The sequence below is a fragment of the Pseudomonas jinjuensis genome, assembly GCF_900103845.1.
Classification (GTDB): domain Bacteria; phylum Pseudomonadota; class Gammaproteobacteria; order Pseudomonadales; family Pseudomonadaceae; genus Pseudomonas; species Pseudomonas jinjuensis.
Map to the genome: position 1 here is coordinate 19,016 of NZ_FNIJ01000019.1, position 12,501 is coordinate 31,516.

Consider the following 12,501-nt stretch of genomic DNA (forward strand, 5'->3'; position numbering starts at 1 on the left):
TCACGACATGGCATGGCTGCCGCTCAGCGCGCGGCGATCTCCGGGCGCCCCGCGACCCTGGAGCAGACCGCCTCGGCCTGCTGGAAGGGCGCGGCGCCCCTGTCCTGCTCCTCCGGCATCCGGTAGTCGACCCGGCACTGCCGGTCCGGACCTTCGCCCCAGCGCACCAGCAGTTGCCCCCCGTCGCCCTCGCTGCGCAGGAACACCCGGCTGCCCTGGCCGACCAGGGTCAGGCTGTTGCCCTCGGCGTCCAGCACCTCGGCGCCGACCGGCAGGTTCTGCCCGCGCTCGTCGCGCAGCAGCAGGAGCAGCGGCTTGCCGGTGACGGTCGGGTACTTGAGCATCACCACCGAGCCATGGCGCGGCGCGATGTTCTGCGAGGTGCTCTGCAGCTCGACGTCCTCGGAAGTGCCCTTGGGATCGAGCGCGATTTCGTTCTGCCGATAGGGCATCAGGCCGGAGACCACCCCGTAGCCGTCGCCATCGACCTGGCCGCCGCTGCTGTTGAGCAGGCGCGCGCCCTCGGCGCCCTTGGCCTCGACCACCACCCGGGTTTCGCCCTGGGACTGGCTGAAGGTCACGCCGCCCGGATGCGCCACCACGCTGCCGCTCAGGCCCAGGCTGGCCTGGTTGTAGCCATCGCCGCTGCTGTAGCTGCCGGACAGGTTGGTCTTCGCCGCGCGGTACTGCATGTTGACGCCGGCGTCGCTGGAGTTGCCGCCATCGCTGCGGCTGCGCGAGCCGTACACGCCGTAGTTGAACTGGTTGAACTCGCCGAGCGCGCCGGACAGGCTGAGCTGGCTGCTGAGGTCGCCATTATCCGAGCGCGTGGTGGAGCTGCTCAGGTAGGGCGCATGGGCGGAACGGCCGAGCGGCAGCGACACGCTGAGCATGTACCGGGTCTCGTCGTCTCCGCGATCGGACTGCGTGCGGCTGGCCGACAGGCTGAAGCTGCCCCAGCGGAAGGAATTGGAATAGCCGGCCTGGTAGCTCATGTCGCCACCCTTGCCGGTGTTCCAGTAGTTCTGCGCCGAGCCGCTGAGGAACAGGCTGCCGTAGTTCAGGCCCAGCGGCTGGCTGACGTTGACCTGGAAGCGGTTGCGCTGGCGGAAGCTGTCGAATCCCGACTCGTCGCGCAGCCGCGCGTAGTCGCCGAAAGCGAGATAACCCTCGCTGGAGAAGCGGTAGGCCGCCACCACGAAGTTGGTCTGGGTCGGCTCCACCAGCTTGCTGTAGCTGAGCCGGTAGCTCTGCCCGGCGGGGCTGCCGCCCAGGCTGTCGGCACCATCCAGCCCGGAGGCCTGGGAGTGGGTGACGTCGAAGGCGAAGGCGCCCAGCGAGGTGCTCAACGCCACGCCGCCCTGCACGGCCAGGTACTGCTCGGCGACGATGCTGCCGGTGTAGCCGGTCACCAGGTTGGAGATGCCGCGCTGGTAGGTGCCCTGGACGAACTCCGGGGCATCGTCGAGGCGGTCGTCGCGGTACCTGCCGGCCACCACGCTGTAGCGCGACACGCCGGGGCGCAGCAGCTGCGCCACCGAGGCGAAGGGCACGGTGAAGCGCCGCTCGCGGCCGTCGGCCTCGCTCACGGTCACTTCCAGGTCGCCGGAATAGCCGGTGTTGTAGAGGTCGTCGATGACGAACGGGCCCGGCGCCACGGTGGTTTCGTAGAGCACGTTGCCGCCCTGGCGCACGGTGACCCTGGCGTTGCTTTCGGCGGTGCCACGGATCGCCGGGGCGAAGCCGCGCTGCGAGTCGGGCAGCATGCGTTCGTCCGAGGCCAGCTGCACGCCGGTGTAGGGCACGCTGTCGAACAGGTCCGCCGGGGTGAAGTACTCGCCCACGGTCAGCTGCGACTTCAGCCGGGTGACGTCGCGCTGGGCGTAGCTGCTGACGGCGTCGTAGCGGCTCGAAGCGGCGCCGTCGCCGCTGCTGCGGCTGTAGCTGCCGTTGTGGCGCATGCGCCAGTCGCCCAGGTTCACCCCGGCGTTCACGCCGGTGTAGTACTGGGTCTGCCGGTCGCCGCCGAACTCGCTGCGGAAGGCGTTGGCGTTGTAGTCGACGAACGCCGCGGTGACGCCACGATCCCAGTCGCGCGGATCGACATGGCCGCGGGCGACGCGGCTGAGATAGGCCTGCGGAATGCTCAGGTCGACCCGCAGGTCGGCAAGGTTGAAGTCGACGCGGGCGCCCGGCACCAGGCGGGCGATATCGACGCAATCCTGCTCGGCCAGGGCGCGCGCAGCCTCGGCGTCGGGCAGCTTGTCGAGGTTCAGGCCGATGCTGGCGAGGTCGGTGCGCCTGAAGCAATAGCAGGAGGATTCCCCCTTGGCAGCGCCGTCACGCACGCTGACTTCCAGGCGGCCGATCCAGTTCTGGTTGAGGTAGACATCCGGCCGGTAGCTGCCCGGCGTCACCGGGTTGCCATGCTCGAAGCGCGTGAGATCGACCGAGCGGCCTTCCTTGCCACGCAGGAAGGCCGGGTTGAAGGAGGCGAAACCTTCCGCCTCGGCCACGCCGGGCGTGAGGCCCGCCCCGGCTGCCACGGCGGCGGCCAGCAGGGCGCGCCGCGGACATGCCGGCAGCCAGCCCCTGCTGCCATGCAGTACGGACGTCGAAGACATCTAGACCCTCTCGCGGTTCGAAACGGATGGAACATGCTGCGGGCGCCTCCTTTGCGGAGGCGGCCGGTCAGTCCTGGCGCAGCGCGGTTTCCTGCTCGGGAGCCACGCCGTGGTCGCTCATCCAGCGGTAGCGCAGGCGCGCACCGGCGACCTGGCCGCCGAAGCCCGGCAGGGAAAACTCGTGGCGGCTGTACGGGGCGATCATTCCGCCGCCGGTGTCATGGCGCTTGCCGCCCTGCTCCAGGACGAGGGAGCTGTAGGAAAGGTGGTAGGGGCTGTCGTTCTCGCCGCGCAGCACATGGCCGCCGGCCCCCGGCACCACCCGCCACTTCACCGCCTTGATCGCCTCCGGCAGATTTCCGGGCAGGCCGGCCGGGCGGTAGAACAGCTTGAGCCGCGAGCGGACGGCGATCTGCATGAGGTTCCGGTCGGCATCCTGCGGCAGCGAAGGCACCTCCAGCGCGTTGAACCAGAACAGCGATTCGCGATCCTGCGGCAGTTTTTCCCCGGTGAAGACCACCCGCACGCTCTGCCCCTTCTGCGGGTCGAGGCGGAAGATCGGCGGCGTGATCAGGAACGGGGCGTCGGCGTCCTGCGGTTCCGCCCGGGGATCGCCACGGTCGGCCCAGACCTGCATCAGCACCGGGCTGCTGCCCTTGTTGGTCAGCTTGACCGTGACTTCCCGTTCCTTGGCTGGATAGATCACCCGCGTGCCGTCGATGAGCACTCCGGCCCAGGACGCTGGAATGGCGAACGCGGAAAGCAGCAGGCCGGCGGCCAGCTGGCGAAGGTTGGGGAGATGGCGGAAACGCATTGCGGGGGCACCTTGGGTTGGCCCGGGACAACGCCCCGGGCCGGGAGGATCACTCGTAGGTCAGCTGGAAGTTGGCCATGGCCGATACGTCGCCGGCGCCGGCACCGCCTTCCTGGGAGTAGTACTGGGCGTAGTACTGCAGGGTGACCGGTGCGCCGCCGCTGACGGTGACCGCACGGGCCGATTGCGACAGGGCGTCGTCGGTGTTGATGTTGATGACGTTCTGGTTCTGGTCGAGCAGCTGGACCTGGACCTTGTCGGCATCCGCACCGTTCTTCAGGTTGCCGTAGGCATCGACGTTGCTGTCCGGGGTGAAGGCGGCGGACACCTTGATGCCGTCGTCGCAGCTGCTGACCTGCATGGCGAAGCCGGTACGGCCGGTGCTGCTCTGCGGATCGGCCAGCAGGGTCTTGTCGACGGTCGGCAGGTGCACGTCCAGATTGGTCGAAGCGGAATCGAGCACGCAGCTGGTTTCGGTGACCTTGCCGGTGATGTTGATGATGCCGGTTTGCGGGGTGGCGGCGCTGACGCCCATGGATACCCCGGCGCCAGCCAGGACGATCACTGCGCCAAGCAGTTGCTGTTTCATGATGGAACTCCAGTTTGCGTGTTTCCGATTGGCGGCCGGCTGGGTGCGCCGTTCGCTTGCGTGGGCCCGAAGAGCCGCTTCGCCGGCACGGTCCGGAAAGATGGACGGCAGGCCGGCGCGCCGGGCTGGTGCGCACTTTAGGAAAGCTCCGAGGACGGAAACATCAGACAAATCTCAAAGCCCGCCAGCGGCAGGCTTCGGGATATCAGGAGAATCGGGGCGGGCTGGAAGCGCCCTCGGCAACGGCCTGGGTGCGGATGAGGGGAAACGGGTGTTACTGGAACAGATTGGCCTTGATGCAGAACAGCACCAGCGCCTGGTCGCTGTCGACGTCCAGCTTGCGCATGGCGGCGATCTTCTGCGCGCTCACGGTCTTCACGCTGCGTTTCAGGTGTACGGCGATCTCGCCCACGCTCATGCCGGAAACGAAATGCCGCAGCACCTCGAACTCCTTCACCGACAGGCTGGCGAGGCGCGCGCCGACGTCGTCCTCGCAGGGCGCCACGCTGCTGCCCGAGCGCATGCCCGGGCCGCGGTAGGTGCGTCCGCGGGAAAGCGCGGCCAGGGCCACGAGGATCTCGTTGAGGTCGCCGTTCTTCAGCACCACGCCGGACACGCCGAGATCGTACAGGCTGGTCAGGATCAGGTTGTTCGACAGCATGGTGAGGATCAGGATGCGGGTTTGCGGAAAGTGCCGCAGCAGGTAGTCGATGAGCTTGAGGCCGTCGCCATAGGTCAGGTCGCCAGGCATGTTGTAGTCGGTGACCACGATGTCCGGCCCGCACTCCACGCACAGCCGCACCAGTTCGCTCGAATTGTAGGCCTCGCCGACCACGGCGAAGCGCGCATCGCGCTCTATCACTTCGCGAACCCCCGCCAGCACGATGGGATGGTCATCCGCCAATACAACCCTGACTGCTTCCATAAGCGTTTCATCGCTCCAAACGATTGCGACCAACGGGAACTGCTCGGAAAAGCCCGGCAGCCATCAGTTCAAGACTAGCCCTCATGGCGCCGCCAGGGCTTTCTCCACGCGTTCCAGCAGTGCCTCCACCGCTGCATCCAGTGCATCCCCGGGCCGCTCCGCGATCAGGGTGTCTTCCATGACGCCGCAGGCATTGGCCAGGGCGTGCGCCTGCACCACCGCCAGGGCGCCGCGCAGGCGGTGCACCACCTGCCGCACGCCATCCAGGTCGCCCTGCTGCAGGGCCGTGCGCGCCTTCTCGATGTCCTCGCGCATGGTCCGCACGAACAGCACACGCATCTTCGGCGAAACCTCGATGCGCTCATCGTCCTCCAGCGGCGCTGCCGCCTCTGGCGTTTCGACGAGCGGCAGCGCGATGCCGTCGCAGACCCTGCGCAGGCCGTTGTGCAGGGTGCGCAGGCTCATCGGCTTGACCAGCCAGGCATTCATGCCCACCGCCATGCAGCGCTCCCCCTCCTCGCGCATGGCGTTGGCGGTGACGCCGATGACCGGTATGCGCGCGTCGCGCTGGCGCAACGCACGGACCAGTTCGTAGCCGTTCATCTGCGGCATGTTCACGTCGGTCAGGAGCACGTCGAAGGCGCCCGGCGCCCAGTGCTGCAGGGCTTCCTGGCCATTCGCCGCGATGGTCGCGGTGCAGCCCAGCTCTTCCAGCTGCTCCTTCAGCAGCAGCTGGTTGATCGGGTTGTCTTCGGCGACCAGCACGCGCAGGCCGAGCCTGGTCAATCGCGCCGCCGGTTCCTCCTCCGCCGCCAGCACCGTCTCGCCACGCTGGGCGAGCAGCAGCGCCTGGCCGATCCCGCGCAGGTGATGGATGCTCACCCGCCAGCCCTGCTCGCCCGCCTGCGGCTGGTAGCCGCCGTCGTGGCAGGCGCAGACCCGCGGGCCGCTCCAGGCGGGCTCGATCCGCGCCTCCGGCAGCAGGTCGAGCAGCACGGCTCCGGGGGGCGGCGCCTCCGGCAGCTGCTCGACGACCATGCCGATCGCCCCCCAGCGCTCGACCCAGGCGGCGAAACCGGCCGCCAGCTCCCTGGCCGGCGCGCGCACGTAGATGCTGCCCTCCTGCAGGCCGACGCCGTCGAGCGCAACCTGGCGCTCCTCGACCACCTCCAGGCGCAACGCGAGGCTGAAGCTGCTGCCCAGGCCAACTTCGCTGACCACGCGCAGGGTGCCGTTCAGCATCTGGCTGAGGTTCCAGCAGATCGACAGGCCCAGCCCGGTGCCGGCGATGGTGTGCTGGTGGCCGTGGACCTGGTAGAACGGCTCGAACAGGCGCCGCTGCTGTTCCTGGGAAATCCCGATGCCGGTATCGGTGACCTGCCATTGCAGCTCCACCTGGCCATTCCGGCGTTCCAGCACCTTCAGGCGCAGCACCACCCGGCCGAAGTCGGTGAACTTCAGCGCATTGCTCAGCAGGTTGTTGAGAATCTGCCTGATCCGCGCCGCATCGCCGTGGAGCAGGCCCGGCAGCCCGGCATCCAGGCAGGAGTAGAGCTGCAGGCCCTTGCTCTCGGCCATGGCGGCATGTCCGCGCATGACCTCCTCGGCCAGCTCCAGCGGGCTGAATTCCACCTCCTCCAGCGCCATCTGCCCGGCCTCGATCTTCGACACGTCGAGGATGTCGCTGATCAGTTGCAGCAATGTCGAGGACGAGCGCTGGATGGTGCTCAGGTATTCCTGCTGCTGGCGCGTCAGGCTGGTCAGGCCGAGCAGTTCCAGGGTGCCCAGCACGCCGTACAGCGGTGTGCGGATCTCGTGGCTCATGGTCGCCAGGAACAGTGTCTTGGCCTCGCTGGCCGCATCCGCCGAGCGTTTCGCCTCGACCAGTGCGCTCTGTGCATCCTTGTGCGTGGTGATGTCGTTGAACGCGCAGAGCACCACGTCCTCGCCGTGATAGCGGGTCGGTGCGAACCGGGCGTACAGGTAGCGCTCGCCGAGCACCGCGCAGATATCGCCGCCGGCCTCCTCCGGCAACTGCGAGAAGTCCCAGTCGCGACTCAGCCTGGTGATCTCCTGCGCATCGCCGAGCCACAGCTCGGCCAGGCGGTTCTGCAGCAGCACCTCGCGGGTGTCGCGGCGCAGCACGCAGAGCGCGACCGGCGCGGTATGGATCACCGCGCGGCTGAAGACTTCGCTCTCGACGATCTCGCTGTGCGCCTGCCGGGCCGGCAGCACCACCCGCCGCGAGTACCAGTGCGAGGCGTACCAGCCGCCGCCGATGCAGCCGAACAGCGCAGCGAGGATGCCGAGCAACTGCCAGCGGGCATAACTGAAGAAACTCTCGTAGTCGATCCGGTAGACCGCCACCCAGCCGCCGTCCGGCAGGCTGCCGAGCTTCATCAGCACGCCCCGGCGGGTCAGGCTCATGCCTTCATCGGCGCCCTGCAACAGCTCCGCCGGGCCATATACCACCTCGCCGCCAGGCTCCATCAGGGCCAGTTCGGTGAAGAAGCGCTGGCCGAGCAGCCGCACGAAGTCGTTGATCCGCGCCATCTCCAGCAGGGTGACGGCGACCAGTTGGCGCGTGGGACTGTTCTCCCACCACAACTCGTCCGGCAGGTCGACGCTGATGTGGCCGAGCAGCGCCTGGCTGTTGCCGTAGAAGGCGCCGGCGCGCCCCCAGTGCACGCGCATGTCGCCGCGCGGCGGCGGCTTCTCGCGCAGCCGTTCGAGAATGCGCCCGATCACTTCCAGGTAGGTGTCGCGCGCCAGCCCGCCATGGCCCGGCGAGCTGTTCAGCGACGGCACGGCAAGGCTGGTGTCGCCGGTGAGGTTGAGCAACACCGTCTTCGGCGCCGGGTAGGCCGAGGTGCTCCAGAAACTGCTGTAGTAGTTGGCCACCATCACCCCGATGGAAAACGGCCCGCCCGACAGCTCGGACGGCGACGCATGTTCGCGGGTGGCCAGGGTGAACGGCAGGGAGAAGGAGAACTCGCGCCCCTCGTGGATCTCCAGGTCGCCCTCGCGCATCAGCAGGCGGCGCTGCAGCGGCACCGTGTCCTGGTCGCGCTTCTGGGTCGCCGCATCGCTCTGCTGGGCGATGCGCAGCAGGAAGCTTTCATGGTCGCGGATGTCGCCCATCAGCCGGCTGAAGTGGAAGCTGATCTTGTCCTTTTCCTCCTGGACCACCCGTGCCAGCGCCCAATAGCACGTGCCGACCAGCAGCAGCGCCAGGGACAGGGCGCACAGCAGGACGATGTTGAGGCGCAGCGAGGTGCTCGCCAGTTTGCGGATCGAACTGTTTTCAGGGTCCATAGGCGAAAGAATCCGGGCAATGCCGAACAGCACTGGGCTCCAGTGCTGACTGTAGATGTCGGAGAGCGGCCCGGCGACCGCCACAGGCAGGCGCGACGGCCATTCAGTGCGGCCGGGCCGGGCGTTCCTCCATCAGCAACCGGGCGAACAACTGCGGCGCCACCGCCCCGGAGATCAGGAAGCCCTGGACGCGGTGGCAGCCCAGGCGGCGCAGCATGGCCAGTTCGCCGGCGCTTTCCACGCCTTCGGCCACCACCTCCAGCCCGATGTTCCGGCCCAGGCGGATGAGGCTTTCCAGGGCGGCGGCCAGGGTCTCGTCCTCGGCACAGCCATGCACCAGGGTGCGGTCGATCTTCAGCTCGGTGAAGGGTGTCGAGACCAGGTTGTAGAACGAGCTGTAGCCCCGGCTGAAGTCGTCCTGGGCCAGGCCGAAGCCCTTCATCCGCAGGCGGCAGGTACCCGCGTAATAGTTGCCGGGGTCGCTGGTGAAGCTGCATTCCAGCAGTTCGAAGACGATGCCGGCCGGCGCTCCGCGGCGCGCAATGACGAAATCGTGCAGGCGATCGGGCAGGCTGCGGTCATCCAGCAGGTGCGTCGGCAGGTTCACCGATACCGGCACCCGGCAGCCCAGCTCGCCCCACTGCGCCTGGGCGCCAATGGACTGGTCGAGCATCGCCCAGAGCAGTTCCTCGTCCAGTCCGGCCGCTTCCAGTGCCGGCAGGAAAGTGGCGGGCAGCAGCGTGCCGTGCCGCGGGTGGTTCCAGCGCACCAGCGCCTCGGCGCCGACGATGCGGTCATCGGCCAGCGACTGCTTGGGCTGGAACCAGGCCTGGAACTGCCCGTCGCGCAGGGCCGACGACAGCTCCTCGCGGCTGAACTCCATGCGCTCGCCCGGCACCACGGGAGCGAACCGGTGCACGCGGCTTTCCAGGCGCTCGATCAGGCGCCGGATGGACAGCGGCAGCGCCGGCTTGGCGATCAGGTCGACCACCGTGATGCCCTGCATCTTCGCCACCTGGCAGGCGCTGCCGAGCATCCGCCGCGGCGATGAACTCATCAGCGCCAGCGGCGGCGGCTCGCGCAGCTCGGACAACCGCTGGATCAGCTGGACGCCGTCCAGGCCGGGCATCATCAGGTCGCTCAGGACCAGGTCGAAATCACGCTCCTGCAGCCGCCGCAGGGCATCCTCGCCATCCTCGGCGGCCTCCAGGGAGCGCACGCCGAGGTCGCGGAACAGGTTCAGCAGGTACTCGCGCTGAAAGGCCTGGTCTTCGACGATCAGGATTCGGTAGGGGAGCATTCGCACGTCTCCTTCTGGATGGATTTCAGGCGGCCGTAAAGGGACGGCAGATCGAGCGGCTTGAGCAGGCAGTCGTTCATGCCCGCCGCCAGGCAGCGCTCGACCTCCTCGCGCATCGCATTGGCGGTGGTACCGATCACCGGCACGCGGCAGCCCCGCTCGCGCAGGGCCCGGGCAAGCTGGTAGCCGTTCATGCCCGGCATGTTCACGTCGGTCAGGACCACGTCGAACGTGCCGGCCTGCCACAGGCGCAGCGCCTCCAGGCCATCGCAGGCCAGTTCGACGCTGCAGCCCAGTTCTTCCAGCTGGTCACGCAGGATCAGCTGGTTGATCGGATTGTCCTCGGCAGCCAGCACGCGCAGACCCAGGCTGCGCTCGACCGGCGGCGCGTCACCATGGGCCTGCCCGGTGTCCTTGCAGCCCTGGGCCAGGGCGACGGCCTGGAACAGCCCCGCGACGCTGTAACGCCCCACCAGCCAGTCGCAGCCCTGGCGCTGCGGATAATCGTGGCCCTGGTCGGAAACGATCACCCGGCAACCCTGCCAGTCCGGCAGCGGATCGACGTCCTGGCCGCCGAAACGCACTTCCACCAGCACCGCCGCCTCCGCGTCCTCGATCAGGCAGCCAGAGCTCGCCACCAGCGCCCGTGCGCCCTGGCGGCCGAGCCAGCCGGCGATGCATTCGGAGAACTCGCGCACCGGCGAATGCACCCACACCGGTGTCGGGGCCAGCGTCGGCTCCATGTCTGCCGCGCCCGGGATCACCTGCAGCGGCAGGCTCAGGGTGAAGCTGCTGCCCAGGCCGACGTCGCTGACCACCTGCAGCCGGCCGTTCATCAGGTTGCACAGGCGCTGGCAGATCGACAGGCCGAGGCCGGTACCGCCCACCATGCGGGAATGTTCGCCGCCCTGGTAGAACGGGTCGAACAGATGGCGCTGTTCCTCGGGGGAAATGCCGATGCCGGTGTCGGCGACCTGCCAGAACAGCGTGACCCGGTCGCCATCGCGGCGCTCGGGACGTACGCGCACCACGACGCGGCCGTTGTCGGTGAATTTCAGCGCATTGCTCAGCAGGTTGTTGAGAATCTGCCGGATGCGCGTGGCATCGCCACGCAGCAGGCCCGGCAGGTCCGGGCTGCAGCAGCCATACAGCTGCAGTCCCTTGTTGCGCGCCGCCGCCGCATAGGCCTGGAGGACATCCTGGACCAGCTCCAGCGGCGAGAACTCGACGAACTCCAGCCCCAACTGGCCGGCCTCGATCTTCGATACATCGAGCACGTCGCCGATCAGGTGCAGGAGCGTCGACGAGGAGTGCTGGATGGCCTTCAGGTAGCCGGCCTGCTGCGCGTCCAGGGGAGTCCTGCCGAGCAGTTCGAGGGTGCCGAGCACACCATAGAGCGGCGTGCGGATTTCATGGCTCATGGTCGCCAGGAACAGCGTCTTCGCCGCGTTCGCCGCATCCGCCGTGAGCTTGGCCTCCGCCAGCGCGGCTTCCGTCTGCTTGCGCGCGCTGATGTCGCTGAAGGCGCAGAGCAGCACATCCTCGCCCTTGTAGCGGGTCGGCGCATAGCTCAGGTGGAGATGCCGCCCGCCGGCCATCTCCACCTCTTCCGAGGCGGCGCCGGACTCGCCGTCGAAGGCCCTGGCGATCCAGCCATGGCTCCAGCGCCGGCGCTGCTCGCCGTCGCCCAGCCACTGCAGGGCCAGGCGGTTCTCCAGGACCACCGCGCCGTCCTTGCGGCGCAGCACGCAGAGGCCCACCGGCGCGGTCTGGATCACCGCGCTGGAAAACGCCTCGCTGTCCACCAGCGCATCGAGGCGCCGCTGGTCCGGTTCGATCAGGCGCCGCTCGATGCGCCGGCACAGGCCGAACAGCATGCCGCCGACAGCCAGGCTGAGCAGCAGCGACAGCAGCAGGCGCGGCCACAACGGCTGCAGCAGGGTGGGCAGGTCGACGTAGCGGACCAGCGCCCACTCCGAGTTGCCCAGGTGCATCAGCAGGGCCAGGCGCCAGGAAAACGGCCCCGACTGGCTGAAGGCGAAGGTGTCGTGCTGCCACAGCGCGCTGAACTGCGCACCCAGGCCGGGCGTCATCCGGTTGCCGAGAATCTCCCGATGCTGCCGGTCGAGCAGCAGGTAATCGCCGGCGGCGGGATTGTCGAAGGCGGCGACCAGGTCCGCATTGTCCAGCTCGAGTCCCAGCCAGCCGGCGTCCTGCTGCGCGGAAACCCGGATGAACAGATACAGGCGGCCCCTGGCATCGGCCGGATCGGCCAGCCAGCGCACCCCGCCCTCCTCCTTCGCGCTGCCGGGCTGGCGCAGGGCTTCGAACACCGCCGTGGGCAGCACCGGATTGAGCGCGGCCGAGTCGTACAGGCGCGATACCCTGATCGTCGGCCCGGGGGCGATGTACAGCAGGCTCAGGTTCTTCTCGCGCAACTCCCGCAGGTCGCGCCCGGAAAGGAACAGGCTGCTCCGTCCATCCGCATCGCCGAGGGCGAGGTTGACGTAGTCATGGGGCGGCAGGTTGCTGAGGTACGGCAGCGATACCGGCCTGTCGCCGCTGTCGAACATCACGCCACGGGCGAGGTGCTCCAGCAGCGACTCGCGCTGGTAGAGGAACAGCTGCGCCTCGTACATCGAGGCGTTCATCAGCCGGCGATGGCGCGACACCTCGCCGTTGAAGGACTCATTGAGAAAAAAGCTCTGCGTGGATACCAGGCCCAGCAGCAGCACGCAGGCGAACACGCGCAGCAGCTTGCGCAGCGCCTGCGGAGTGGAGAACGAGGTATCGAGGGGATATAGGAATAGTCGGAGCTTCATGGCCGACAGCCTGACGAACCGCCCGGCCTTATCCCATAAGACAATTCTAAAAAGCCACCTGACCGCCCCGGATTGGCATGAAAGATGACGACCGGCTGACTGCCGCTGTGCT

At 68.2% G+C, this 12,501-nt stretch carries 7 protein-coding genes; all 7 read right to left on the reverse strand.

Annotated elements, in window-relative coordinates; all coding sequences use genetic code 11:
- Positions 1-23: 23 nt before the first annotated feature.
- The 7 genes from BLR75_RS22515 to BLR75_RS22545 all read right to left on the reverse strand — a co-directional run bounded on the left by BLR75_RS22515 (position 24) and on the right by BLR75_RS22545 (position 12,389).
- Positions 24-2,624 carry a fimbria/pilus outer membrane usher protein gene (locus tag BLR75_RS22515; protein ID WP_084309498.1) on the reverse strand — a complete coding sequence of 867 codons (2,601 nt, stop codon included), beginning with the start codon at positions 2,622-2,624 and terminating at the stop codon, positions 24-26.
- A 67-nt stretch (positions 2,625-2,691) separates the two neighbouring features.
- On the reverse strand, positions 2,692-3,438 hold the full coding sequence (locus tag BLR75_RS22520) for a fimbrial biogenesis chaperone (RefSeq protein ID WP_084309497.1): 747 nt from the start codon (positions 3,436-3,438) through the stop codon (positions 2,692-2,694).
- A 49-nt stretch (positions 3,439-3,487) separates the two neighbouring features.
- Entirely contained in the window at positions 3,488-4,027 is a 540-nt protein-coding gene (locus tag BLR75_RS22525) for a fimbrial protein (RefSeq protein WP_084309496.1), read from the reverse strand.
- A gap of 274 nt (positions 4,028-4,301) precedes the next feature.
- A complete protein-coding gene (locus tag BLR75_RS22530; protein WP_084309495.1) occupies positions 4,302-4,952 on the reverse strand; it encodes a response regulator in 651 nt (216 codons plus the stop codon).
- An 81-nt stretch (positions 4,953-5,033) separates the two neighbouring features.
- A complete protein-coding gene (locus BLR75_RS22535; RefSeq protein WP_084309494.1) occupies positions 5,034-8,267 on the reverse strand; it encodes a hybrid sensor histidine kinase/response regulator in 3,234 nt (1,077 codons plus the stop codon).
- A 103-nt stretch (positions 8,268-8,370) separates the two neighbouring features.
- The gene (gene pvrR, locus BLR75_RS22540) at positions 8,371-9,567 is read right to left on the reverse strand and encodes a response regulator cyclic di-GMP phosphodiesterase PvrR (RefSeq protein WP_084309493.1); all 1,197 of its coding nucleotides are present in this window, start codon (positions 9,565-9,567) and stop codon (positions 8,371-8,373) included.
- On the reverse strand, positions 9,546-12,389 hold the full coding sequence (locus tag BLR75_RS22545; RefSeq protein WP_084309492.1) for an ATP-binding protein: 2,844 nt from the start codon (positions 12,387-12,389) through the stop codon (positions 9,546-9,548). The genes pvrR and BLR75_RS22545 overlap by 22 nt, the downstream gene beginning before the upstream one ends.
- Positions 12,390-12,501: the final 112 nt, after the last annotated feature.